This is a genomic window from Deltaproteobacteria bacterium (assembly GCA_003696105.1).
Classification (GTDB): Bacteria; Myxococcota_A; Polyangia; order Haliangiales; family J016; genus J016.
The window spans coordinates 1-24,947 of record RFGE01000201.1; the positions used below are offsets into that span (position 1 = coordinate 1).

A 24,947-nucleotide genomic window follows, 5' to 3' on the forward strand; every position below is an offset into this window, starting at 1 on the left:
GCGGGCGCGCTGGGCGCGGCGGCGGCGGGGGCGCCGGGCGCGGCGGGCCCGCCGAATGCGCCGGCAGCCGGCGCCGGGGCGGCCGCGGGCGACTGCGGCATGCCGGGCAGCCCCGCCGGCGCGACGCCTCCGGGTGGAGTGGGAGTGGTCGGGCGCTGGCCGGTGTGGCCGCTCATGTCCGCCATGACCGTTTTCATCATCGCGACCCCGCCCGCATCGCCCGGCGGGGCCGCCGCGGGTGCCGAAGCCAGTTCGGATCCGCACCCGAGGCAGAACTTGTAGTGGTCCTGATTGTCCTTCCCACAGCGCTTGCAGGTGATCACGTTCGCGGCCCTTCCTCGTACGTTTGCGGCATCCTACACGATCTCGACGCGCAGGAGCTGCTGACCCATGAATACGTAGTCCCCGTGGCGGAGTTCCTGCTCGCCATTGACGCGGAGAAACGTACCGTTTTTCGACCCGAGATCCTCGAGGTACAGCCGTCCGTCGCGGTAGCAGACGCGCGCGTGGTGGCCGGAGATGAACGGGTCGTCGGGAAAGTTGACGTCGTTGCCCTCGCGGCCGAGCGATACGACGTCGCTCTGCGCGCGGTAGGCCAGCCCGGTGTCGCCGCCGCGGAGCCGCTGCACGATGCGGAAGCGCGACGACCGGCGCGGACTGGCGAAAAAGTACGTTCCGTCGGGCTTCGCGGTGGGTTCGGGCTCGATCGGCTGCACCTCGATGTCGAGAACCTGCTCGCCGATGAGGAAGCGGTCCCCGTGGCCCACCTCGACCGGTTCGCGAATGCGAACGTACACGCCGTTGGCGGAGTCCAGGTCGCGCACCCACAGTTGGCTGCCCTTGTAAAAGAAGTTGGCGTGGGTCGGCGACAGATAGGGATCTTCGTCGAACAGCAGCGGCGCGTCGACGCGCCCGGCGATGTGGTCCTGGCCGGCGAGCGTGAACGACACGCCGTCGAGTCCGTCGCCCTTGATGAGCGTGAGCTTGGCGCGCGCCTGCTGCATCGCGCCGAAGAACATCGTCTTGGCCTTGCGCGGCGCGTTTGCCGGCTTGGTCGCGGGCGACGGCGCCGCACCGCCCGCGGGACTGCCGCACCGACTGCAAAATGCGTGTCCCGCCGGGACCGGTGCGGCGCAGGTCGCGCACGGCGTCGCGTCGGCGCCGCCGCCCTCCGCGTTCCCGGCAGCCTCGGCGCCAGTGGCGGGCCGGAGCGACAGCGCAGCGCCGCAGCGGGCGCACGTCTTCGCCCCCATCTCGCTGAACCCGTCGCACGCGTCGCAGACGAGGCCGACGTCCATCGACGGCAGTGTACTCGGTGCGCCGCGAGCGGATCAAACGGTCGAAATCGCGAAACAACCGCGCCGAGTCGGCGGCGCGGACATCAGCGGCGCGCGCCTCCCGCGGCCGCCCGCACGCCCGGGTCGGGATCGCTTTCGGCCAACTCGCGCAGGCGAGCTTCGGCCCGCGGCGAGCCGATCGCGACGAGCGCCGCCGCCGCCGCGCGGCGCACGCCGGCGAATTCGTCCCGCGTTGCGGCAAGCAGCGCGTCGGTGGCGTCGCGCCGGCCGAGGGCGCCGAGCGAACGTGCCGCCGCCTCGCGGACGAAGCCGACGCGGTCCCGCAGCGCCGCGATCAGCGCGTCGGTGGGGGCGGCCGCGCCGCTTCGCCCGAGCTGCTCGGCGGCCGCACGGCGCTCTTCCCAGGACGGAGCGGTCCGCGCGCGCTCGGCGACGGCGAGAGCCAGGGCGCTCGCGCGCGGGCCGCCGGCCGCCGCCAGCCGAGCGGCCGCGGCCATCGCCGCGACGCGCACGGAAGCGCGCGGGTCCGACAGGGCCGCTTCGACCGCGGCCGCGGCACCCGGGCCGCGGGTGCGGGCGAGCGCGGCGATGGCCGCGGCGCGGACGTCTGGGTCGCGGTGCTCGCGCGCGAGGCGGAGCAGGTCGGGGGTGATGTCGGCGGCGACGCGGTCGATCGCGGCCGCGACCCGCCGGCGCACCGCCGGTGGCGCCGCGTCGATGGCGGCGGTGAGCGCGCCGAGCGAAAGCCCGTCGTCGCGCTGCGTGAGATCGGCGAGCGCCCGCAGGACGCGGTTGGTGTGCGCGCTCGCCAGCGCGGCGCGCAGTCCGCGCGCGACGGCGTCGACGTGATCGGCGATCAGCGCGGCCGGTGGCGGCGCGGCATCGAGGTCCGCGACGAGCGCTTCGAGTGCGGCCGCCGCGTCGTAGCGGCCGCCGGATGTCGGGTAGTCCGCGAGCGCCGCGACGGGCGTGCGGTCGACGTGGCCGGTCGCGGCCCGCGCGATCGCCCAGGCGACCGCCTCGCGCACCGGTTCGCTCTTGCCGAAGTACGCGGCCATCAGGGCGGGCACCGCGGCGCGATCGCCGAGACGCCCGAGCGCCCACGAGGCCATGCGCTGTAAGCGCTCGTCGCCGTCGTCGAGCGCCGCGATCAGCGCCGGCAGCGCGGCGCGGTCGCCGAGCGCGCCGAGCGCCAACGCACACGCGGCGCGCGTGTGGCGGTGGGCGCTGGCGTCGGCCACGACGCGTTCGAGCGCGACCCGATAGCGCCGGTCGCCGAGCTGTCCGAGGCCGAGGCAGGCGAGCACCGCGACGGCCGGTTCGCGGCTGTCGAGCGCCGCGGCCAACGCTGGCGCGGCCGCGCGAGCGCGGGTTCGGCCGAGCGCGAACACGGCGGCGGCTCGCATCGCGGAGTCGCGATGGCGACTGAGCTCGATGAGTTCGGGGACGATGCGCGGTTCGCCGAGCCGCCCGGCAGCGACGAGCGCCTCGACTCGCACGTCCCAGTCCAGCGTCGGCCGGTACGTCCCGAGCAGGCGAGAGCGGGCCGGCGGCTCGGCGCGCGCGGCGCTCGCGAGCCGGACCAACGGCAGCGCCGCACCGCGATTTCCGAGGTGGCCGAGCACGGACACCGCGATGCGCTGCTGTTCGGGCCGGTCCTCGTCCGACAGCGCCTCGAGCAGCGGCTTGAGCCCGTGTTGCCCGAGTCGGGCGAGTTCATCCGCGGCAGCGGCGGCGCGTTGCGCATCGCCGCCGCGCGTTTGCGCGACGAGTCGCGGGACGTAGCGCGCGTACAGATCGACGAGAATCTCCCGGTACACGGGTTTGTGCGCAAACGTGAACGCGAGGGGCGCAACGATGCGCTCGAGTTCTCCGAGCGTGCCCATGTACTCCTCGAGATCGATCGCCTTTCGGCCCGCGCGGCGCAGGATCTGCTCGTCGGTCGCGCGCCGGAGCACGCCGCGGTACAGCTGAGCCGCTTCGGCGTGCTTTCCCTGTCGGATGTAGAGCGTCGCGAGTCGGAAGTAGACGCGGAAGTTGCGCGGGTCCAACTCGATCGTCTTGGCGTACGCGGCGCTCGCCTTGTCGAACTGCTGCATCTTTTCGTAGGTCTTCGCGAGCTGTTCGTGGGCGGCGGGATCGTTCGGACTCTTTTCGAGCGCGAGTTCGGAGTAGCGGATGGCGTCTTCGTCTTGTTGCAACAGCACCTTGAGTTCCGCGATCTCGCTGTAGAACTCGCGTTCCCGGCCGGGAGAGAGCGCCGCAAGGCGCTCGAGCAGTTCGATCGCGCGTTGGTAGTCGCCGTCGTCGCGGTAGATCTTGCCGAGCATCTGCAGCGCCTCGCGGTCCTCAGGCGCCAGTGCGAGGATGCGTTCGAGGATGTCGCGCGCGAGCGCGCGGTCGGTCTTCGTGCGGCGCTTGCGGAACGCTTCTACGAGGAAATAGCCGGCCTCGATGTCGGGCGGCGTCCCTGTGAACGCGCGCTGCCAGTCGGCCATCTTGTCCGCGAGCGCGCGGCCGCCCATCGCGTGCAGCAGAGCGACGATGCGCTCGCGCGCCTCGCGGCGCGCGGGCCGGTCCGACGGCTTGTCGCCGGTGAGTTCGAGGGCGCGCTGCCAATCGGCGACCGCATTGGCCAGCTGCTTGAGCCGCTCGTAGACGCGCGCGCGGCCGCGGTAGCGGGCCGGGTTTTGCGGGTCGGCCTTGATCGCCTTGTCGTAGGTCTTCACCGCGTCGGCGAGCATGTCGTGTTCCGCGTAGACCTCGGCCAGGCGGGCATAGCCGTCGGCCGTGCGCCGCGCGGCGATCTTGCGCCAGACGGCGACGGCCTGCGCCTTGTCGCCGCGCTGGAAGTACTGCTCGCCGAGGTTGACCAGGTGCTCGACCTCGTCCGGTTCGATCTTGGTGAGGCGCACGTACACCGCGAGCGCCCGGTCATCCTTGCCCCATTTGGCGTACAGGTCTGCCAGCGCCATCTGGACGCCGGCGTCGCCCGGGAACCGGCGCTCGAGCTTGTCGAGCAGAGCGATCGCGCGGTCCGCTTTGCCGCGGCGCCAATAGCGGCGCGCCAGCTCGAGTTGGAAGCGCGGCTCGCCCGGCGCCACCTTGACCACGCGCTCGTACTGCGCGATCGCCTCGTCTTCACGGCCGGCGTTTTCGAGCAGCGCGATCAGCCGGCGCTGCGTGTCGAGTTCGTACGGCGCGCGCGCGACTGCCGCGCGGTAGGCGGCGATCGCCTTTTCCTGGTCGCCGAGTTCCTCGTACAGGCGCGCCAGCACGTCCCACTCCATGTGTCGTCGCCGCCGCGGCGGCCACTCGCGTTCGAGTTGGCCGACCAGCGCCGGCAGGTCTTGCCGGCGGCGGTGAATGTCGACGATTCGGTCGATCAGCTCCCGCCGCATGTGATAGTCGCGACGCATCAGCGCCAGCGCGCGCCGGTACTCGCGGATGGCGCCGTCCTCGTCGCCGAGCGCCTCGCGTTCCGCGCCGATGCGCGCGATGACGTCGATGCGCCCTTGCGGGTCGTCGCGCAGGCGCTGCTCCGCCGCGTCGAGGGCGGCAATCGCTTCTCGATGCATCCCGTGGCGCGCGAGCGCGTCGGCCAGATCGATGCGCAGTCGCGCGTTCTGCGGCTCGAGCGCGATGAGTTGGTCGAAATAGCCGCGCGCGGCGGCGATGTCGTCGGCGGCGAGCGCGAGGTCGACGAGTGCGCGCAGCGCGGTCTTGCGCGTCCGGGATCCGCGGTCGCCGGCGGCTGCCAGCGCGCGGTCGTAAGCGGCGCGCGCGTCGTCCGCTCTGCCGAGCTGCCGGTACAGGTCGGCGAGCGCCAGCTGAACGTCGGCGTCGGCCGGCTCGAGCTCGGCGGCCGCCTCGTACATCGACAGCGCGCGGTCGCCGTCGCCGCGCTCGAGATACAGGTGGCCGAGCACGACCGCGTCGGAGAACCGGCGGTGGCGGGCGAACGCGGCCTCGTATTCTCCGACGAGCGCCGCGAGCGACCGGTACTTGCGGTAGATCGACATCAGCTTCCGGAGCGCACGGCGGTCGTTCGGGTCGCTGGCGAGCAGTGCCTTGTAACGGGCGACGAGCCGGCGATCGAAGCCGTCGCGGCGAACCGACCAGTCGGCTCGGGCGCGGGCCGGGCGCGCGTACGGCACGGCCGCCGCGACGCACACCGCGCACAGTGCGCACCGCGCGAGCCGCGTCCACGGGGGCGGTGGCGACGTCCATCGCATGTCATACAGCGTGCGCCGGAATCCGGCGCGGGGCCAGGGGGCATTGCGGGATCCCGCCGGAGCGCGCGCGGGTGGGGGGCAACGACGGGTCGATCGGCGCGCGCAGCGGCGTACACGCCCGTCGGGACGACCTGCTCGCCGGGTTGCCGGGCGGTGGCGCGCCCGACTCGCCGGGCGGCCGGGGGCTCGCCGGCGGGAGCGCGGGCACGCCCGGCCGGGGGCTCGCCGGCGCGAGCGCGGGCACGCCCGGGTTACGCCGCGGCGCCGCGGATCGCCGCGAGCAACTCGCCCAGGTGGCGGCGCCGCCGTTCGACGCACCAGTCGCGCAGGCGGCGCGCGTCGCGCCGAGCCATCGCGGTGAATTTGACGCCGGCGCCGCGGAAGAACGGGTCGACCGCGTCGTGGCAGATCTTGCCGCGCGCCCAGATCGGCTCGCCGCCGCCGGGCAGGCGCAGCTCGATCGCGATGTCGCGCCGGGCCGGAGCGCCGTCGAGCCGGTTGAGGTAGACCCCGTGTTCCGACACGTTGGCGGTGAGCGCCCGGTACGGGCGGTCCTCGACGATCTCGGTGACGAACACCTCGACCGGCACGCGGATTCCGAGACGGCGGTTGCGCAGCGACATGGCTCCTCCACGGTGTGGTTGGATGTAGGATATTGTGCCACCTCGCGCCGGCTCGGCCAAGTTTCGGCGCAACCTCGGCGCCGCGTCGCCGATACCGCCGGCGTGGCCATTTCTCCACCACGAGTCGAGATCGCGCGCGGGACGCCGCCGGGCGGGCCAGGCGCCACGGCCGGGCCGCGGGCCGCGACGCGGACGGCGGCACGCGCGGGCGTCGGCGCGCGCGCGGACGGCGCGGGCCGCGCGGCGTCGACCGGCGGCGCTGCGTCCGGCAAAAGCCGCCTTGCCGAGCTGCGCGCGCGCGGCTGGGGGGACGACGCCGAGCAGTTCGTCGCGCTCCTGTCACGCATCGCGCAGCGTGCGTCGCGGCACCGCCGGGGCGACGACGTCGATCCGGCCGGCGACCGGGGCGCGGCCGAGGCGGCCGCCGCCGCGGGGCCGCTCGCGCACCAGCGCGCCGCCATCTCCGCGCCGCCGGTCGCCGCGGCCCCGACGCCGGCCACGGTGCCGGTGCGCGAGGTAGCCGACCGCATCCTGGCCGGCTTCGATCCGGCCGGAAGGCCGACCGCGCGCATCGACCTGGCGCTCGGCACGCTCGCCGGCAGCCACGTCGACATCGTCAGCGGGCCGCGCGGGATCGAGCTCACCGTGGTCGCGGCGACGGCGGCGGCGCGGCACGTCGTCGAAGCCAAACTGTCCGAGCTGGCCGACGCGCTGGCGCGGCGCGGGCTGCGCGTCGCGCGTCTGCGCGTGGCGACTGCGCGGCGGCCGCCTCGGCAGACGCCGCACCGCTGACCGCGCCCGCCGCCGCGGCCGGTTGGAGTAATAATGCCGCCGATGGACGTCCGGCCCTACCGGTGGGATCTCGTGCCGAGGGTGCGCCGGCGCGAGCTGCGGCTGCTCGCGGCGCTCGCGGGGGCTTGGCCGAGACCCGTCCGCTCCGAGCCGCCGCCCGAGGGGCTGGCGCCGCTGTCCGCGTCGGTCGGTCCGGTGCGCGCCTACCGCGGCGCCGACCTGCAAGCGCGCCTGGCGGATCCGACGGCGTTCGCGCTGCGGCTCGTCCGCGCCGACGGGGACGGGGGGTTCGCCGTGGTGCCCGGCCCGTTCGGCGCCGCGGTGGCGCGGCGGCTGTTGGGCGGGCGCCCCCGCGAGCTGGCCGCTCCACGCGCGGCCACGCGCGCGGAGCAGGGCGTGTGCGCGATGGTGGCCGCGGCTCTGCTCGATCGCTACGGCGTCGACGCCATCGCCGTGCAGCCGCACTACGAGCCGTCGCCGGCGCTGCCGGCGGCATTGGGAGACGGCTGGGCGCTCGGCGTCGACGTGACGGTCGCCGCGGCGGGCCAGCAGGCGGTGGTGTTCGCCGTGGCGCCCGAGCGCGCGGTCGTGGCGCCGCCGACGCCGCGCGATCCGGCGGCGCTGCTGCGCCGCGGCGGCCACTGGCTGTCCGGCGCGCGGTGGCGCGCCCCCGTCGTGTCGGGCGTCGGGCGCATCGGCTTGCGCGACTTGCTCGCGCTGGCGCGCCGCGACGTATTGTTGCTCGATCAACCACCAGATCCGCAGCGCGGCCGGCTCGCCGTCGGGCGTGGCGGATTTCCGGTGAACGTGACAGACACCGGCGTCGAGATCGCTGGCCCCTACGACCGAGGAGAACCGATGGAGGATACCGTCGCCGACGATGTGACCGTTCACGTGAGCTGCCAGCTCGGCACGGTCGAGCTGTCGGCCCGCCAGGTGTTGGAACTCAGCCCCGGCCAGGTGTTGCCGCTGGCGCGGCCGCTCGGAGGCCCCGTCGATCTCGTCGTCGGCACGCGCGTGATCGGTACGGGCGAGCTGGTAGACGTCGATGGCGAGCTGGGCGTGCGCGTACTCAGCTTGCGCGAGCCTCCGCCGACTGAGACGTGAGCAGATCGTCGTATACGTCTCGGTAGCGGCGGGCTGCCGACCGCCACGACAGGTCGATCCGCATGACTCGCTCGACCAGCGCGCGCATCGCCGGCGTGTCGTATGCGCGGGCGGCGCGCCGGACGACGTCGACCAGCGCGCCCGGGTCGGTCCCGTCGAAGCAAAAGCCGGTCCCGGTTTGCGTGTTGGGATCGAAGTCGACGAGCACGTCGTCGAGGCCCGCCTCGTTCGGCGCGACCGGGATCGCGCCGTAGCGCGCGCAGGCGAGCTGCGCGACCGCGGCGGGGTCGTAGGGCTCGGCGCCGACGAGGCACAGGTCGGCGCCGGCGAGCGTGCGGCGGACGGCGGCGTCGTCGGCGTCGCACCGCACTGCGACGCGGCCGGCCAGCGCGTCGGCGCGGGCCACGAGCGCGCTGGCGGCCGGGTGCCCCGGCGGGAGTCGGACGACGACCTGCACCGGGATCGCCGCGATGGCGGCGAGCGCTTCGCGCAGCCGATCGGCGGCGGCGCCGCGCGGCGCGATGCACGCCAGCAGCGGCGTGCGGGGGCGGCGGCGCAGGCCACATTCGATCTGTAGCGCCTCCTTGCAGCGCGCCTTGCCCGTCGGGTCGCGCGCGTCGAACCGGGCCGGCAGGGTCAGGTCTCGCGCCGGATCCCATTGCGTGGTGTCGATGCCGTCGCGGATGCCGCGGAGCTTGCCGGCCGCGGCCGCGAATGCCGCGGCCAGCTCGCCGGCGATCTCCCGGCGCCCGAACGCGTCGACCGCGCGCGGCGACGGCAAGATCACGCGGTCGGCCGCCGCGATTGCGACGCGGATCGCGGCGGGGTCGCCGGCGAGTCCGCGGATGCTGGCCACGCGCCGTGCCAGGGGCCGGTCGAGCACGCCCGCGGCCATGGCCAGTACCGGCGCGATCGCGACGTCCCACGCGTGCAGCACCGCCGGCCAGCGGTCGTAGGCGCGCGCGGCGGCGAGTGCGGCGCGGCAGAGCACGATCGGATCGCCCACGTCCACCGCGAACAAACGGCCGCGACCGCCGGGCAGCGCGCCGTCGAACACGGCAAGTTCGCTGTCGTCGACGGGAAGGGGCCGCACGCGGCGGGCGAGGCCGGCGGCGGCGGCGGCGGCGGCCGGCATCGCGCCGAACACGGCGATGTCGAACTCGTCGGCGAGGGCGGCGGCGAGTTCGCACGCGGGGTGGCGTGCGCGATGCGCCGACGCCAGATCGGCGACGAGGAGAACGCGCGGACCGCGCTGGGGGAGTCCCCGCTTCGGGGACAGGTGTCGTCGTCGCGGTGGCACGGACGAACACGTTAGATGGGCCTGGTTTGGCGAGTCAATACGTGGTAGGCGGTTGCCTCGCGATGCCCATCTACGAGTATTGCTGTGTGGCGTGCGGCCAGCGGTTCGAGTACATGCAGTCGATCAGCGAGCCGCCCAAGACGACGTGCGAGTCGTGCGGCGGCGACCTCAAGAAGCTGGTGTCGGCCACGTCGTTTCAGCTCAAGGGCGACGGCTGGTACAAGGACCTGTATTCGTCGCCGAAGAAAAAGTCCGACGCCGGCTCGGCGACGTCCTCCGCCGGCTCGGCAAAGTCGAGCGACAAGGGCGACAAGAAGAACAAGGGAGGCGCATCGTGACGGCCCGGATCTTGGACGGCAAGGCGCTCGCTCAGCGCGTGCGGCAGCAGGTCGCGGCCGACGCCGCCGCACTCCGCGCCGCCGGCGTGACGCCCGGGCTGGCCGTCGTGCTCGTGGGCGACGACCCCGCGTCGCAGATTTACGTGCGCAACAAGCACCGCGCCGCCGAGGCGTGCGGTGTCGCGACGTTCGATCACAAGCCGCCGGCCGACATCTCGCAAGACGCGCTGCTCGCGCTGGTCGACGAACTGAACGCTGACGACCGCGTCGACGGCATCCTGGTCCAGCTCCCGCTGCCGCGCCATCTCGACCCCGACGAGGTGCTCGACCGGATCCGGCCGGACAAGGACGTCGACGGCTTTCATCCCGACAACATCGGCCGGCTGGCGCAGAACCGGCCGCGCTTCGTGGCGGCGACGCCGAAGGGTTGCATGCGGTTGTTGCAGGAGGCCGGCTGTGAACTGGCCGGTGCAAACGCCGTCATCGTCGGCCGGTCGAACATCGTCGGCAAGCCGATGGCGCTGTTGCTCACGAACGCGCACGCGACCGTCACCGTGTGTCACTCGCGCACCCGCGACCTGGCCGCCGAGGTCGCGCGCGCGGACGTCGTCATCGCGGCGGCCGGGTCGCCCGGGCTGATCCGCGGCGCGTGGATACGCCCGGGCGCGACGGTGATCGATGTCGGCACCAACCGCACCGCGGACGGCAAACTCGTCGGCGACGTGGAGTTCGAAGCCGCGCGCGCGCGGGCGGCCGCGATCACGCCGGTGCCCGGCGGCGTCGGGCCGATGACCATCGCGAGCCTGCTCGAGAATACGGTGCGCGCAACGCGGCTGCGCCGCGGGCCGGCCGCGTCCTCGCCGGCGGGCGGCTGACGGCGGCCCGCGGATGCCCGCCGCGCGCGTGCCGCGCGCGGCCCGGAAACGCGCGGCGCGGCCGGCCTCGCCGGCGCGGCCGGCGCGGCCGGCGCGGCGGGGACCCGGTCGTCGTCAGCTCACCGTCGATGGCCGGCCGAGCGCGCGCAGCAGGACGTCTTGCAGGTCGTGAAACGTGGGCGGGTTGTCCGCCACCTCGTCGGCCCCGATCGCGAGGGCGTGCGCGCGGCGGTCGGGATCCTCGCTCAGCACGATCACCGGGATCTTCTTGTCGCGGCGTTTCGCGGCGCGCAGCACGACGAGGCCGGCGTTGTCGTCGGCATCGCCGTCGCATACCACGACATCGATCTCGGGGCCGAGCAGCGCTTCGGCCGTGGTCGTGCCGCCCACCTCGACGACGTCGGCCGTGCTGACGATCGATTTGACCATGCGCCCGATCGCGTGGCGGTCCTGAGTGTCCGGGCAGAACAGCAGCACGGTGAGACCGCGAAACGTGGTCACGAGCTGGTCGATCACGCTGCCGATCGCGTCGTCGAGGTCGTGAAACTGCACGCCGATGCCCGGCGGGCGCGCGCCCGGCTCGTCCGACCGCTCGCGCACCCAACTGACGCGGCCGCGGACGTCGTAGACGCCCGCCGTGCCGATGCGCAGCTTCAGCGTCAGCTCGCTGCCGACCGGCAACAGGTTGTCCGTTTCCAAGAAGATCCCACCCTTGGAAAGATTGACCGAGTACGCGAATAGAAACGACGAGGTCGTGCGGAACTTGACCTCGACCGAGTAGGGGATGCGGTCGTGTGCGCGTTCGCGGTCCACGGCGAGACGAGCGGGGCCGCCTACCGCGGCGCGAGCAGCCGGTCGAGCACCCGGTCGAGGTCGTCCAGCGTCTGGTAGCGGATCTCGAGTCGGCCGCTGGTGCCGTTGGCCGCCGGGGTGACGGCGACCTTGCAGCCGAGCGCGCGCGCGAGGCGCGTTTCGAGATCGCGGAGGTTGGCCGGTTTGGCATCGCGCGCGGCCGCCGGTTTGTCTGCGCGACGCTTGCGTGCGAGTGCCTCGGTCGCCCGCACCGACAGCTTGCGCGCGACGACGGTGCGGGCGGCCGTTTCGATCGCCGCCGGGTCTTCGAGGGCGAGCAACGCGCGCGCGTGCCCCATGGTCAGCGCGCCCGACTCCACCGCTTCGCGCACGCGCGGCGGTAGCTTGAGCAGGCGCAGCGCGTTGGCGACCGTGCTGCGATCCTTGCCGACGCGTTCGGCGATCTGATCCTGCGTGTAGCCGTAGTCCGACGCGAGGCGGCGATAGGCTTCGGCTTCCTCGATCGGGTTGAGGTCGGCGCGCTGCAGGTTCTCGACCAGCGCGCGCTCGAACGCATCGCGATCGCTCACCTTCTGGATGACGACCGGTACTTCGCGCAACCCCGCGCGCTGCGCCGCGCGCCACCGCCGTTCGCCCGCGATCAGCGTGTAGCCGCCCGCCGGTCGCTGGCGGACGATCAGCGGCTGGATGATGCCGTGTTGCGCGATCGACCGGGCCAGCTCGTCGAGCGCGGCGTCGTCGAAGCGGCGGCGCGGCTGGTCGGGGGCCGGGTGGACGTCCTCGATCGGCGCCGACAAGTAGTCGCGGCGCGCGATGTCTCGGGCCGACGGCGCGTCCGGGATCAGCGCGGACAACCCGCGTCCCAGCGCGGGACGCGGTTTGGACGGCGGCGGGGTCATGGTGCCATCGTATCGGGTTCGGGGCCGAACCTCACGTCGCCGGTGCGGGCGATGAACTCCCGCGCGAGTTCGAGGTAACTCTGGCAGCCGCGGGACCGCAGGTCGTACAGCAGGATTGGCTTGCCGTGCGACGGCGACTCCGACAGCCGCACGTTGCGCGGAATGAGCGTGTTGAACACCTTGCCGCCAAAATGGGACACGACCTCCTCGCGGACCGCGGCCGACAGGTTCGTGCGCGGATCGAACATGCAAAACAGCACGCCGTCGATTTCGAGGCGGGGGTTGAGCGACTTTTTGACCTGCTCGATGGTGTTGAGCAGGGCGCCCAGCCCTTCGAGCGAGAAGTATTCGGCCTGCATCGGGACGATCACGGCGTCGGCCGCGACGAGCGCGTTGAGGGTGAGCAGGCCGAGCGACGGCGGGCAGTCGATCAAGATGTAGTCGAATCGATCCGCGACCTGCGCGAGCAGGCGGGCCAGGATGCGCTCGCGGTCCTCGACCGTCGCCAGCTCGAGTTCGGCGCCGTACAGGTCGGTCGACGCGGGGGCGACGAACAGCGTCGTGATGTCCGTCGGCCGGATCACGTCGCTGAACGCCACGTCGCCGATCAGCGCGGCGTAGATCGACAGCTCGACGCGGTCGGCCGGATAGCCGACGCCGGACGACGCGTTGGCCTGGGGATCGACGTCGACGAGCAGCACGCGGCGGCCCGTCGCGGCCACGGATGCCGCGAGGTTGATCGCGGTGGTCGTCTTGCCGACGCCCCCCTTTTGGTTTGCGACCGCGACGATGCGAGCCATGCCGTCGTAGTTACCACGTCCGTGTGACGGCCGCGAGAACGGAGATCCCGCGTGGTTTTGGGGAGTTATCGGTGGCGATCTGCGCCGAGCGCGCCACCGCGAGCGACACGGGCCGAGATCGTGCGCGAAAAATTTGGACCGGAGACGGATGGTCGCCTACAGTGTGCGTGGATGTAGGACAACGTAGGATACCACGCCAGGGAGGTCGCCCATGTCCGCGTTTCCGAGGATTTATCGTTCGTTTGCCGAGTTCGAGCGCGAGGAGCTGCGCAAGCTCGACTCGCTGCGCACGACCGTCGAGGATCTGATCGAGGAGCACTTCGCCGAAGAGCTCGACTTCGACGACCGCAGCCGCCCTCACCGGCGCCGCCGCTAGTCGTCCGCCGCGCATCGCCTCGCCCGCGAGTGCGCGAGACGCCAGGCGAGGTTCGGCGCCCGTTCGCGGCGCACCCGGGGTGCCGGGCGCAGCGGAACCGGCGGGCGCGAGTACGTGCGCCGACGTTCGCCCGCGGACCGCGACCGCATCCTGTGGCGATGCGCAACGACCCGCCAACGTACGGTTGCCCGCGGGGGGCGCGCCGCGCCGCCCCGCACCAGCCCCCTGCAGCGCTCGGCCGCCCGGCCGGGCGCTGGTTTTTTTTCGCGGCGGCGCTCCGGCGACCCGACGCGGCGGTCAGCGGCCGGCGACGACGTGGCCGAAGTGGTCGTGCTCGCCGCGGTCGGGGTCGTCCAGGCGCAGTCGCCGGTGCGGGTCGACGCCGTTGCGCGTCCCCGGGTACAGGACCACGCTGCCGCGGTAGACGCCGCCGTTGTCGGAGCCGGATGCGCCGATGATTACGTCGTCGAAGCCGTCGGCGTCGACGTCGCCGGCGCCGGCGACCGCGTCGGCAAAATGGTTGTATCCGGGACCGAGCGGATCGCGGAGCACGGCGGAGGGAATCGGGTCGATCCCCTCCGGCCCGCCGCGAAACACCAGACCGCGGCCCCGGTCCGGTGCGCTCGCGCCGATGACGACATCGTCGAAGCCGTCGGCGTCCACGTCGCCGGCGCCGGCGACCGACGTGCCGAACCGATCGAACACTTCGATGCGCGGGTCTTCCAGCACGGCGCGCGGCGTCGCGATCGCGCCGCCGGCAGATCCCACAAACAGGTAGGCGACGCCGCCGTCCGGGTGAGGCGAGTCGATGCCCGGGGCGCCGACGAGGACGTCGTCGAAGCCGTCGGCGTCCACGTCGCCGGCGCCGGCGATCGCGAAGCCGAATCGATCGTAGTCCAGCGGCACCGGCGCCTCGAGTCGGGCGGCCGGTACCTGGCTCAGTCCGTCGGGAGCGCCGTGAAACACGTAGACCGCGCCGCGGTCGGTGCCCGTGTACATGCCGGCCAGGTCGATGCCCGGGCTGCCGATCGCGACGTCCGCGTAGCCGTCGCCGTTGACGTCGCCGGCCGGCGCGAGCGCGTAGCCGAAGTGATCGTAGTCGGTCGGCTGCGGCGCGACGATCCGCAGCCGCCGGCTGTTGACGATCCCCTCGGCGCTTCCGTACAGAAGGTGGGCGGCGCCCCAGTCGATGCCGTCCCGGTCGGTCCCGCTCGCGCCGACCAGCACGTCGGCGTAGCCGTCGCCATCGACGTCGCCGGCGCCGGCGACCGCGGCGCCGAACCAGTCGCCGAGCTGGCCGTCGGGGTCGCGGATGGTGGCGCTCGGCACGTGCGCGACCCCGTCCGGGCCGCCGCGGAAGACGTAGGCGAAGCCGCGATGTTCGCGCGTGCCGGCGGCGCCGACGATCAGGTCGGCGAAGCCGTCGGCATCGACGTCGCCGGCGACGGCCACGGCGACGCCGAACACGCTGCCATCGCCGCGCGCGGGGTCGTCGATGCGCGTGACGCGATCGCGGCGTATGCCGCCGGCCGCGCCGTAGTAGACGAACGCGCTGCCGCGGTCGACGCCGCCCGCGTCGACGAGCGGCGCGCCGACCGCGACGTCGGAGTAGCCGTCGCCGTCGAAGTCGCCCGCGCAGCGCGCCACGTCCGCGTAGCGGACGCGCGACCAGGCGGAGCAGACCCCGCCCGCGCACGCGCGCACGCGCCAGTAGTAGCGCCGGCCGACGGGCGGCCGATCGGCGATCGGCAGCGGCGCGTCGGGCTCGAACTGGGCGGCCACCAGGCCGCGGGCGTCGATCTCCGGCGACGGAAACGAGCAGGTCTGCATGCGGCCTGGCTCGCAGTCGTCGTCGACCTGGAGATCGTAGCGGACGGCCCGCCGGGCGCGGTCGACCCACGACCACGCGAACCGCGGCCGAGCCGCGCGGCCGTCCGCGGCGTGCGGGCAGCCGGTGGCGCGCCCGTTCTTCGGTGCGATCGGCACCGGCGTGCGCGGTCGCTCCGCACGCCGCGCCCCGTCGCCGGTCGGACAGCCGACGGCCACGGCCGCGGCCGCGGCGACCAGCCACGTGCCGTTGGCCGCAGACACCGCGTTCATTATACTGGCCGCGGATGCCCTCGCTGCGCCGCCACGTGTTCGTGTGCGAGAACGAGCGCGCCCCCGACAACCCGCGGGGCTGCTGCAAGGCGCGCGGCGGCGCGCGGGTGCGCGCCGCGCTCAAGGCCGAGCTGGCGCGGCGCGGCCTCAAGGGACTCGTGCGCGCCAACCGCGCCGGCTGTCTCGACCAGTGCGAGCACGGCGTCGTCGTCTGCGTCTACCCGGAACAGGTCTGGTACGGCGCGGTGACCCCGGACGACGTCGCGGAGCTGGTCGATCGGCACATCGTCGGCGGCGAGTTCGTCACTCGCTTGATGTTGCCGGATCAACCGCATCTGGCCGGCGCGGTGCGCGCCGCGCCGCTGCGGGGCGAGGCGGATGACGACTGACCGCGCCGTCCGCATGGCGATCGCTGCGGCGGTCGCGTGGGCGGCGGCGCGGCCGGCGGCGGCGCAGCCGGACCGCTACTTCGAGTCGCGCGGGTTTCAGCCCGAAGGGGTCGTGTTCGGGCTGCTGACCCAGGGCGGCGGGTTCGTGAGCACGTCCTGCTGCGAGATCGGCGGCCGGCGCGGCGGCGGCGGCGGCGGCATCCGCATCGGCACCGCGGCGGGCGACGCCCTACTGTGGATCGTGCAGATCGAAGGTGCCGCCGTCCCCGTGAGGGACGCGGCCGGCAAGGTGAAGATCAATCGCCACGGCACGCTGACGCTCGGTGCCCAGTGGTACGCGCGCCGGACGTTGTGGCTGCACGGCGGCGCCGGTGTCGCGACCTACGAGATCGCCGAGGCGGTCGAGCAGACCGAGATTCGCGATCTGCAGCGCACTGGCGTCGCCGTCACCGGCGCGGTCGGGTTCGACTTCTTTCGCATGGTGGACGTGCGGCCGGCCTGGCTGCTCGCGCAACAAGATTTTGCGTTCAGCTTCGAGGTGCGCGTCGTCGGCGCGCTGTATCCGGGCGGCGCCGGCGACGTCGGCCAGCCGCGCCAGAAGACCGGTGCGATCGGCCAGTTCACGATGGGGCTGGGGTTTTCCTGGTACTGATCGCCGCGCGGTGTCCGCGCCGGCGGAGTCAGCCGGCGCGCAACCGCGCGGCAAGCTCGCGCGTCTCGACGATGTTGTCCTCGATCGAGCAGTAGGTCCACCCGCCGTAGCGGCCGCACGAGTAGACGCCGCCGGCCGCCAGCGCGGCGCGCACCCGGTCGGTTTCGGCCAGCGACCGCCGCGTGATGTGGACGTACGCCGGATCGAGCACGACGCTGTGCCACGCGACGAGGCGGTGTCCGTCGACGATGCCGGCGCGCTCGAGGTCGGCCAACACGCGGTCGCGTTCGGCATCGACGTCCAGGTCGGCATCGTGCGACGCGCCGATCTCGACATACAGGCTCATGCGGTCGCTGTCGAGAATGTTGTCGTACCAACCGACGCGATAGAACCGATAGTCCCGTTCCGGGAAATACATCCAGTGGACGTCGTCGCGCCCTTTGCGGTCGAACCCGAGGTTGAACACGAGCACCTTGTTCCACGAAAACGCCGTGGCGTCGTGCGGCACGCGGGCGGCGGCGGCCAACTTGGGCAGCGGCGCGGAACTCACGAGCGTGTCGTAGCGGATGCGGCGGCGCGTCGTCACCGCCGTCCGCGTCGCCAGGTCGACCTCGACGAGGCGTTCGCGGTAGGCGATCCGCTCGGGCGAAATATCGCGCAGTAGCGCGCGGATGTACTCGATCGCGCCGCCGGCGGGGTAGGTGAACGTCGCGTTGTAGCTGCGGTTGTCGGGCGACCGCATGTTGCGGATGATGTCGGCGGTGTCCGCGTGAGGGAAGAACCGTCCCATCGCGTCCCGGTCGAGTTGGTCCAGCGCGCAGGCGTACAGCTTTTCGTTGTACGGGATCAGGAAGTACTCGGCGATGCTCTTGCCGAACCGCTGGTAGAGCATCTCTTGAAACGACGCGGGCTCGCGGCCGCCGTAGTGTTCGTCCTTGAAGTACAAGTCGACGAGACAGTCGATGAATGCGTCGCGCGGCAGTTGGTGGATGTTCTTCTGGAATGGAAAGTCGACGTCGACGCCGCGAAACCGGATGAGCGAGCGCTTGACCACGGTGCGGATGTCGGCGCCGGGCATGCGCGCGCGCAGCCACGCCTCGATCTCCGGGTGCCGGAAGTGGAAGAAGTGGCCCGAGTAGTCCCATACGAACCCGTCGCGCACGACCGTCTTGCAGTAGCCGCCCGGTTCCGCATCGGCCTCGATGATGAGGAGATCGCCGTCGGGGCCGGCCCAGTTGGCGAACGACAGGCCGGTGATCCCGGCGCCCACCACGAGGGTGCTCACTCGGTCCATCGCGCGCCAGTATGGCACGGGGGGGACTGTACGCGCGCCGGACAGGTCCGCTGTACGCGCGTTGCACACCCCGGGCGGTGCGAAGGTGGATGTCGGGCGGTTGCGCGTGGCACGCGCCGTGCTCCGCCAGCGGGCGATGTTGGGAACATCGGTGCTCGTCGTCACCGCGGATGCGCGGGCCCTGCGGCCGCTGGCGCCCGCGCTGCGCGCCGCCGGCAACGAGGTGGTGTTCACCGACCGCGTCGATGCGGCGGCCGAACTGGCCGAGGCGTGCGCGGTGGACATCGTGCTGGTCGATGTGGCCGGCGCCGCCGCGGTCGCCGACTACGGGCGGGTCGCGGATGCCGCCGGCGAGCGCGTACCGCTGGTCGCGCTGTGCCGGCCGCGCGACGCCGCAGTCTGGATCGATTTGCTGTGCCTGCACGGCGCGACGCACGTGGTCGCCGAGCGCGCCGGCGGCTTCGACGCGCGCGAGGTCGCGACGACCGTGGAGAAGATCGCGCGCCGCGACGTGTTCGGCATCGACAAGTATCTCGACGGGTTCGGCGTCGACGTACACGAGCGCGACCTGGCCAGCGCGGACGACCGCGACGACCTCGTGGCCATGATCGTCGACACGCTGGCGACCATTGGGGCGGGCCGCGAAGTCGCCGCGGCGATGGGCCAGGTCGCCGACGAGCTGGCGACCAACGCCATCTACAACGCGCCGCGCGACGAGCACGGGCGGCCGCGGTACGCGCACCTCGACCGCCGGGCGAAGATCGAACTGGACCCGTGGGAGCGGGTCGCGGTGCGGTTCGGCTGCGACGGGCGCCGCTTCGTCCTCTCGGTCGCCGACGGCTTCGGCGCGCTCGCGGTGCACCGGGTGCGCGCCCGGCTGCGCGACTGCCTGCGCGCGGGAGGCTCGATCGAGCGCAAGTCCGGCGGCGCGGGGCTCGGCCTGTACACCGCGTGGCGGTCGACCCATCAACTGGTGGTCAACGTCGCGCCGGGCCAATGCACCGAGGTCGTCGCGGTCGCCGACATCGCGGGCCGCATGCGCGGCATCCGCGACGCGGGGCATTCTCTCCACTGGTTCGACGCGGCCGCCGCGCCGCCGACGTCGATCGAACTGTCGCCGGAACTGCGGGCGGAGATGCGCGCGCGGCTCGCGCGGCCGACGCCGGCGTCGCGATCGGGACGGTCCCCCGCGCACGAGGTCGTGCCGCTGGTCGTGCGCAAGCCGGTCGCCGCGGTCGAGCCGGCGGTGGAAGGCGGCGACGTCAGCGGACAGATCGTCGTGTTCCCGCAAGAGACGCTCGGCGTCGACACGATGCTGGGGCTCATCCGCGGCGCCGCGCGCCGGGACACCGCCATCGAACTCGGCCTGCGGTTTCTGTCGTACTGCTACGAGGCGGCGGTGGCGTACGAGCTGCGAGGCCGCCACCTCGTGCCGTGGATCGCCGCGGGCCGCGTGCACGACTGGAGCGCGGCGCGTTCGCTCGCCGTGCCGATCGCTGCGGACTGCGCGCTGGCGCGGATCGCGCGGTCCGGCCTCGTGGACCTGTGCGCGCCGGACGACGAAGGCGTCGGTGCCGCGATCGCGGAGGCGATCGTCGGCGACGCGCGCGCACCGGGCTGCGTCGTGCCGGTCGAGGCGCACGGCCGGCTGCGCTACGTGCTCTACGGGCTGGCGCCGCGCTACGGCCGACCCATCGCGCGGCGCGTGCGCGCGCGGCTTCAGGCAGAACTCGCGGACGTGATCGCGCGCGTCGAGCGCCCCGCGGCCGCGTGACGGCGCCGCGCCGCCGCGGGCGCGCGGTCAGTGCAGCCAGGGCGGCTCGGTTCCGCCCGGCGGCACCCCGGCGAGCGCGCCGTCCTCGGCCGCCTCGGCGATCGCCCACTGCGCCAGGCGCCGCCGGTTTTCGCGCCGCCGCCGCAGCCAACCGACCACGAGCAAGCCGGCGGCGACGCACCACACCAGCGCGGAGAACAGGCCGACGAGCGACCACAGGTACGTGCGCCGGACGTGCTCGTACCACTCGCGTTCGAGCAGCTCGAGCGGCAGGCCGAACGCTTCGATGGCGGCGCGGTCCACGCCGCCGGTGCGCGCGATCTCGCGCAGGAACTGGCGAAACGGCGCGCGGTTGCCGTCGTCGGCGTCGTCCGCGAAGCGACCGCGCTTGGCCAGGTACGCGACGAAGTCGTAGGCCTGCACGTAGGCGCGCGCCGCGGCGTCGTGGCCGGCCGGGAACGAGTGCGCGAGATCGCGCAGCGCATAGCGGTGACCGCCCCACGCGATGCCGGCGAGTGCGCGCGCGCGGTCGAGCGACATGTCCGCGGAGTGCAGGTACGCGAACCCCTCGTCGAGCCAGCGCGGGGCGCGGCCTCCGAGCGCGGCGCCGAGCGCCAGGTGCGCGAGCTCGTGGGTCACGGTGGACGGCAGGTCGATGTCGCGCGCGCCGCGGCGCAGCGCGACGGCGACGACGCCGTAGCGGGGGAACGCGACGCCGTCGGCCCAGGCCGGGACGCGGGCGCCGCCGGGGGCGACGTCCGACAGGGATGCGGCGTCGCGGACGATGCGGATGTCGACCGCCGGCGGCCGCGGCAGGCCGTCGAGGTCGGCGTAGATCGCGTCGAGGTCGCCGGGCACTTGGGCCGCGACGCGGGCGGCGACGCCGGCGAGGCCCGGCTCGGCGCGCACCGTGAAGCCGTCGCCGGTGACGGCGACCGGCAGCGACACGGCGAGCCACACGGCGATCCACACCCGCCCAGTGTAGAGCGGATCGGCGCGACCGCCCACGTCTTCGGCGAGCGCGGCCGGGCAACTCCGGCCGCGCCCGCGGCGTCGCGCGCCAGTGCGGCGACCGTGCCGGTCGGCGCCTCAGCCGAGCCAGATCGGGCTGGACCACGCCATCTCGCCGTCGACCTGGCGGACGCGCACGTAGACGTAGTCCCACTGCCGGCCCGGCCCGCAGGCGATGCGCACGCGGGCGCGGCAGCGCGCGCCGTCGAGCCGCGGCAGCGCCACCTCGCCGCCGGCCTGGACGAGCGTCACCTCGGCCAGCGCCGCGGTGCCGTCGACCTCGACCGACAGCGCGCCCTCGGTGTCGGCGGGCAGCTCGGCGCCCATCGGCGCGCCGTCGAGGTCGACGCGCAGCCGGATGCGCGCGCCGGTGGTCGCGTAGCAGCGGCGCGCGCGCAGCGCCGCGAGGATCGACGCGCGCGTCGGCTCCGCGCCCGGCAGCGCGGCCAGGCCGCACGCGAACGGGTCGCGCTTGCGGGCGACGCCGTGGTGCCACAGCAGTCCGTGGCTGTCGGTCGACGCGATGAAGCCGAAGCGATGGCCGGCGTCGAGGGCGTCTTTGACGAACTGGCCGGGCAGAACGACGTCGGCCCGCGGCGGAAACGCGCAGGCGTGGTCGTGCTGCTCGTAGCAGCCGTGGACCGAGAACACCTCCCACACGGGTTGCAGCGTCGGGTCGTGGTGGGCGAGGTCGGCGCCGGTCCAGCCGACGTGATGCGGTACCGCGATGCCGTTGTGCGCGCGGACCGCCGCCGCGATGGCGCCGACGTCCTTGTCGGGCAGGCGGTCCGGGCCGCGGTCCTCGAAGTAGACGCACTTGTGGCCCGGACCCGGGTGGCGCGGGCCGGTGAACTCGTAGCCGCACACGGCGGCGAACCGGCCGGGCTCGTCGAACGCATCGGCGACGTCGCGCAGGTAGGCCCACGTCGCCGGGCCGATCGCGCGGCGGCAGAACCGGTCGTGGTCGGTGACCGCGGCGAAGTCCAGGCGCCGGCGGTCGCGCGCCCACAGGTACAGCGCCTCGGGCGTGCCGCAGCCGTCGGAGCACGCGGTGTGCTGGTGCAGGTCGCCAAACAAGGTGTCGCCGATCTTCGCCGGTTCGGGGCCGGGCGGCACGCGCGGCGGGGAGACGGGCGCGGCGGGCGGCGCATCGGTCAACTCGCACGCGGCGACGCCGTCCGGCTCGCGGCGGACCGCGATCACGCGCTCGCCATCGGTTGCCAGTGCAACCGTTCGCCCGCGCCCGCCCCAGTCGTCCGTCGACAACGAGACGCGGGCGCTCCACCGGCCGGCTCGCAGCCGCGCAGCATGCCAGCCGTGCGACGACCGCGCGGCGACCCACACGTCGTCGCCGGCGACCGCGATCGCGGGGAACTCCCACCCCTGATCCGGCCCGGCGACCTCGCGGGCGCCCGCGAGCTCGGCCGGCGGGTGGTAGGCGGTCACGGCGCCCGCGGCGTCGACCGCCGCGACGCGCACCCACCGCACGATGTCGGGCTCGCGGTCGCCCGGCACGTTGGCGTGCCACGCCACCCAGGCCCGCCCGCGGCCGTCCACCGCGATCGCGGGGGCCTCCTGCGGCGCGTCGATCGCGTCGACCTCGACGGCCGCGCCGCCCGGCAGGCGCGCGGCGCGCGCGCGGCCGGCGCCGGTGACGCCGCCGCCGATCCACGCGAGCCACGCGCCATCGTGCGTCGCCGCGAGCGCCGGGCTGCGGCCGTCGACGCCCGCGCCGGGGACCGGGACGACGCGGCCGCCGCCGTCGACGCGCGCGACGCGGACGCGCGCGCGGTGCGGGCCGACCTCGTCCCAGGCCAGCCACGCGCCGCCGTCGCCGTCGCCGGCCAGCGCGACGCGCTGCGCCGGCGCGGTCGTCGCGATCGAAAACCGAGGGCCGTCCGGCAGCAGCGCGCCGGCGATCCCGCCGGGGACCGCGGCGGCGACCGCGACGCCGCCCCCGACCCGCGCGACGGCCGGGCGGAACGCCCACGCGCCGAGCTCCACCGGCGCCGGTTCCGACCACCGCCGGCCGTCCCAGCGCGCGGCCCACACGCCCTCGCGGTCGAGCTGTGCGCGGCTCACCGCGAGCCACAGGTCGGAGCGACCGGGGACCAGGCGGGTCGCGGTGACCTCGTCCGCGTCCCGCAGGGGAAGCAACTCTGCGAAATCGCGTAACAAACGGCGAACGTGCGCGGTTTTTGACATGCCCGAGGGCGCCCCTTAGACTCTCACGTGATTGGAACCCCTGTCCAACGGAGGTGCCCAGAATTTCTGTCGTCCAACGTCGTCTCGTCGCGCGCGCGGCCACTTCGATAAGCGGTTGGCGCGCACTGGTATGGGGAGCCGCCGCGGCCTGTGCGGCGTGCGGCGGCAAGGACGCCGATCCGGGCGGCCCGCCGGCGGCCGAGGAGCCCGCCGCGGCGCGCGCGCCGGCCGCGCCGCCGAGCGTCCGCACGAAGCTGCGAACCCACCGCGCGCTGCTGGCCGAAGCCGGGCGGGCCGAGCTGAGCGCCGGCGGGCCGTTCATCGACTTCGGCGGCTACGACCAGTACAAGTACACCCGCGGCGGGTGGAACACGGGCTGGGGCGAGTCCGCGCAGGCGCCGGATGGTACGACCTACACCGAACTATCGGGCGCGCGCGGCACCCTGGACGTGGTCGTGCGCGCGCCGGTGCGCGAGGTCGTGGTCCGCGCGAGGTCGCCGGTCGCCGGCCAGCGCGTCGGCGTCCTCGTCGACGGCGTCGACGTGGGCGCGGCCGACGTCGGCAGCGACTGGACGCTGGCGTCGATGCCGATCGCGCCGGGCAAGATCGCGCCGGGCCGGCACACCGTGCACGTGCTGTTCACCAAGCCGAACCGGAGCGGGGTGCGCGCCGAGGTGGACTGGGTCTGGCTGCGCGATACCGACGGCGCCGCGCAGCCGGTGTCGTTGCCGCGCGTGATGCCGATCCCGATCGGCGGCACGCCGAAGCGGGCGCTGCCGGCGCCGACGCCGCGCACCTATTCGTTCTACCTGCACGTGCCGCCGGGAGCGTCGCTGGTGTTCGATTACGGCGCCGATCGGGCGACGACGTTCGCCGTGCGCGCGCAGGCCGACGGCGAGCCCGAGCGCGCGCTGTTCGAGGCGCAGGCGAAGCCGAACGCGTGGACCGAGGCGGCCGTCGACCTGTCGCCGCTGGCGGGCAAGGCGATTCGCCTGGACCTCGCGACGTCCGGCGCGGCGGCGGCGGCGGGGTGGGGCGAGCCGGAGATCATGGTGCCGCCGGCCGACGCGGCGGCGCCCGCGGGTCCGCCCGCGCGCAACGTCGTGCTGATTTTGATTGACACGGCGCGGGCCGACGCGTTCGCGCCGGGCAGCCCGGTCAAGACCCCGGCGTACGACGCGTTCGCGAAGCAGGCGACCGTGTTCGTCAACGCCTACAACAACGAGAACTGGACGAAGCCGTCGGTCGCCACGACGCTCACCGGCCTGTACCCGGTGACGCACGACACCAAGCGCGACCCGAGCGTGCTGCCGGACGACGTCACGCTGCTGTCGGAGCAGTTCAAGTCGGCCGGGTTCGCGACGGGGGCGTTCGTCGCCAACGGCTTCATCAGCGGCAAGTTCGGCTTCGACCAGGGCTGGGACTTCTTTCGCAACTACATCCGCGAGGAGCGGCCGTCGGACGCCGAGCACGTCTACGCCGACGCCCTCGAGTGGATCGACCAGCACAAGGGCCAGCGGTTCTTCGCGTACATCCAGACGATCGACCCGCACGTGGTCTACCAAGTCGACCGCAAGTACAGCGCTCTGTATTTCGACGGCGACTACGACGGGCCGCTCGGCGATGCGATCACCGCGGAGGAGCAGGTCGCGCTGTCCAAGGGCAAGCTCAAGGCGACCGACCGCGATCGCAAGTGGCTCGAGGCGCTCTACAACGGCGAGATCACGTACCACGACGAACACATGGGCGCGTTTTTGGACGCCCTCGCCCAGCGCGGGCTCGACGGCGACACGCTGGTCGTGATCACCAACGATCACGGCGAGGAGTTGGGCGAACACGGCCGCTGGGGGCACGGCCACTCGCTGTACGACGAGCTGTTGCGCGATCTGGTCGCGATGCGCTATCCGCCGCTGTTCCCCGCGGGCAAGCGAATCGCCGACCCGGTCGAGGACGTGGACCTGGCGCCAACGATTCTCGAGGTCGCGGGCGTGGATCCGATCCCCGGGGTCGACGGCGAGTCACTGGTGCCGCTGGTGCGCGGCGGCCGCGTCGCGCGGCCGCTGTAC

At 73.7% G+C, this 24,947-nt stretch carries 21 protein-coding genes and 1 pseudogene; 10 read left to right on the plus strand and 12 right to left on the minus strand.

Translation table 11 applies throughout. The features are described 5' to 3' along the window. A partial coding sequence (locus D6689_13265; GenBank protein ID RMH40577.1) for a serine/threonine protein kinase occupies positions 1-282 on the plus strand: 282 nt, incomplete at its 5' end. On the opposite strand, the pseudogene D6689_13270 reads toward D6689_13265, so the two are convergent. From D6689_13270 to D6689_13285, 4 genes and pseudogenes are all read right to left on the minus strand, one after another. Next, positions 249-323 (minus strand): annotated as a pseudogene (locus D6689_13270) (zinc-ribbon domain-containing protein). The gene D6689_13265 and the pseudogene D6689_13270 overlap by 34 nt on opposite strands. Positions 324-356: 33 nt before the next feature. Continuing rightward, positions 357-1,298 carry an FHA domain-containing protein gene (locus D6689_13275; GenBank protein RMH40578.1) on the minus strand — a complete coding sequence of 314 codons (942 nt, stop codon included), beginning with the start codon at positions 1,296-1,298 and terminating at the stop codon, positions 357-359. A gap of 83 nt (positions 1,299-1,381) precedes the next feature. Further along, a complete protein-coding gene (locus tag D6689_13280; protein ID RMH40579.1) occupies positions 1,382-5,533 on the minus strand; it encodes a tetratricopeptide repeat protein in 4,152 nt (1,383 codons plus the stop codon). A 251-nt stretch (positions 5,534-5,784) separates the two neighbouring features. Further along, complete coding sequence (locus D6689_13285; protein ID RMH40580.1) at positions 5,785-6,156, minus strand: PilZ domain-containing protein; 372 nt, start codon at positions 6,154-6,156, stop codon at positions 5,785-5,787. A 102-nt stretch (positions 6,157-6,258) separates the two neighbouring features. Between D6689_13285 and D6689_13290 the strand changes: the two genes are divergently transcribed. Both D6689_13290 and D6689_13295 read left to right on the plus strand, forming a co-directional pair. Next, the gene (locus tag D6689_13290) at positions 6,259-6,948 is read left to right on the plus strand and encodes a hypothetical protein (GenBank protein ID RMH40581.1); all 690 of its coding nucleotides are present in this window, start codon (positions 6,259-6,261) and stop codon (positions 6,946-6,948) included. Between the two features lie 42 nt (positions 6,949-6,990). After that, entirely contained in the window at positions 6,991-8,055 is a 1,065-nt protein-coding gene (locus D6689_13295; GenBank protein ID RMH40582.1) for a hypothetical protein, read from the plus strand. Here the strand turns inward: D6689_13295 and D6689_13300 are convergent. Further along, positions 8,021-9,355, minus strand: coding sequence for a hypothetical protein (locus D6689_13300; protein ID RMH40583.1), 1,335 nt, complete (start codon positions 9,353-9,355; stop codon positions 8,021-8,023). The two genes, D6689_13295 and D6689_13300, sit on opposite strands and share 35 nt — an antisense overlap. A gap of 62 nt (positions 9,356-9,417) precedes the next feature. Between D6689_13300 and D6689_13305 the strand changes: the two genes are divergently transcribed. Both D6689_13305 and folD read left to right on the plus strand, forming a co-directional pair. Continuing rightward, the gene (locus D6689_13305) at positions 9,418-9,693 is read left to right on the plus strand and encodes a zinc ribbon domain-containing protein (protein ID RMH40584.1); all 276 of its coding nucleotides are present in this window, start codon (positions 9,418-9,420) and stop codon (positions 9,691-9,693) included. Further along, positions 9,690-10,568: a bifunctional methylenetetrahydrofolate dehydrogenase/methenyltetrahydrofolate cyclohydrolase FolD gene (folD, locus tag D6689_13310; protein RMH40585.1), complete on the plus strand. Its 879-nt coding sequence runs from the start codon at positions 9,690-9,692 to the stop codon at positions 10,566-10,568. The genes D6689_13305 and folD overlap by 4 nt, the downstream gene beginning before the upstream one ends. Before the next feature lie 114 nt (positions 10,569-10,682). Here the strand turns inward: folD and D6689_13315 are convergent, their stop codons facing one another. Genes D6689_13315 through D6689_13325 form a run of 3 tightly spaced genes read right to left on the minus strand, consistent with a single transcriptional unit; the run spans position 10,683 to position 13,080 of the window. Then, entirely contained in the window at positions 10,683-11,516 is an 834-nt protein-coding gene (locus D6689_13315; GenBank protein RMH40596.1) for a TIGR02266 family protein, read from the minus strand. Next, entirely contained in the window at positions 11,402-12,280 is an 879-nt protein-coding gene (locus D6689_13320) for a ParB/RepB/Spo0J family partition protein (GenBank protein RMH40586.1), read from the minus strand. The genes D6689_13315 and D6689_13320 overlap by 115 nt, the downstream gene beginning before the upstream one ends. Beyond that, positions 12,277-13,080, minus strand: a complete 804-nt coding sequence (locus D6689_13325; GenBank protein ID RMH40587.1) for a ParA family protein — start codon at positions 13,078-13,080, stop codon at positions 12,277-12,279. The genes D6689_13320 and D6689_13325 overlap by 4 nt, the downstream gene beginning before the upstream one ends. 211 nt (positions 13,081-13,291) lie before the next feature. On the opposite strand from D6689_13325, the gene D6689_13330 reads away from it, so the two are divergent. Next, positions 13,292-13,456, plus strand: coding sequence for a transcriptional regulator (locus tag D6689_13330; protein RMH40588.1), 165 nt, complete (start codon positions 13,292-13,294; stop codon positions 13,454-13,456). A gap of 297 nt (positions 13,457-13,753) precedes the next feature. Here the strand turns inward: D6689_13330 and D6689_13335 are convergent, their stop codons facing one another. Next, the gene (locus tag D6689_13335; GenBank protein RMH40589.1) at positions 13,754-15,547 is read right to left on the minus strand and encodes a hypothetical protein; all 1,794 of its coding nucleotides are present in this window, start codon (positions 15,545-15,547) and stop codon (positions 13,754-13,756) included. Positions 15,548-15,570: 23 nt separating this feature from the next. Between D6689_13335 and D6689_13340 the strand changes: the two genes are divergently transcribed. Continuing rightward, positions 15,571-15,945, plus strand: coding sequence for a (2Fe-2S) ferredoxin domain-containing protein (locus D6689_13340; GenBank protein RMH40590.1), 375 nt, complete (start codon positions 15,571-15,573; stop codon positions 15,943-15,945). A gap of 13 nt (positions 15,946-15,958) precedes the next feature. Continuing rightward, a complete protein-coding gene (locus D6689_13345; GenBank protein ID RMH40591.1) occupies positions 15,959-16,597 on the plus strand; it encodes a hypothetical protein in 639 nt (212 codons plus the stop codon). A gap of 28 nt (positions 16,598-16,625) precedes the next feature. Here the strand turns inward: D6689_13345 and D6689_13350 are convergent, their stop codons facing one another. Further along, positions 16,626-17,891 carry an LPS biosynthesis protein gene (locus D6689_13350; protein ID RMH40597.1) on the minus strand — a complete coding sequence of 422 codons (1,266 nt, stop codon included), beginning with the start codon at positions 17,889-17,891 and terminating at the stop codon, positions 16,626-16,628. Positions 17,892-17,976: 85 nt separating this feature from the next. On the opposite strand from D6689_13350, the gene D6689_13355 reads away from it, so the two are divergent. Continuing rightward, positions 17,977-19,665, plus strand: a complete 1,689-nt coding sequence (locus tag D6689_13355) for a hypothetical protein (protein ID RMH40592.1) — start codon at positions 17,977-17,979, stop codon at positions 19,663-19,665. 27 nt (positions 19,666-19,692) lie between these two features. On the opposite strand, the gene D6689_13360 is transcribed toward D6689_13355, so the two are convergent. After that, the gene (locus D6689_13360) at positions 19,693-20,637 is read right to left on the minus strand and encodes a hypothetical protein (GenBank protein ID RMH40593.1); all 945 of its coding nucleotides are present in this window, start codon (positions 20,635-20,637) and stop codon (positions 19,693-19,695) included. A 117-nt stretch (positions 20,638-20,754) separates the two neighbouring features. Then, positions 20,755-22,833 carry a DUF3604 domain-containing protein gene (locus D6689_13365; protein ID RMH40594.1) on the minus strand — a complete coding sequence of 693 codons (2,079 nt, stop codon included), beginning with the start codon at positions 22,831-22,833 and terminating at the stop codon, positions 20,755-20,757. 710 nt (positions 22,834-23,543) lie between these two features. Here D6689_13365 and D6689_13370 point away from each other — a divergent pair. After that, the coding region (locus D6689_13370; GenBank protein RMH40595.1) for a hypothetical protein at positions 23,544-24,947 on the plus strand (1,404 nt) is incomplete at its 3' end.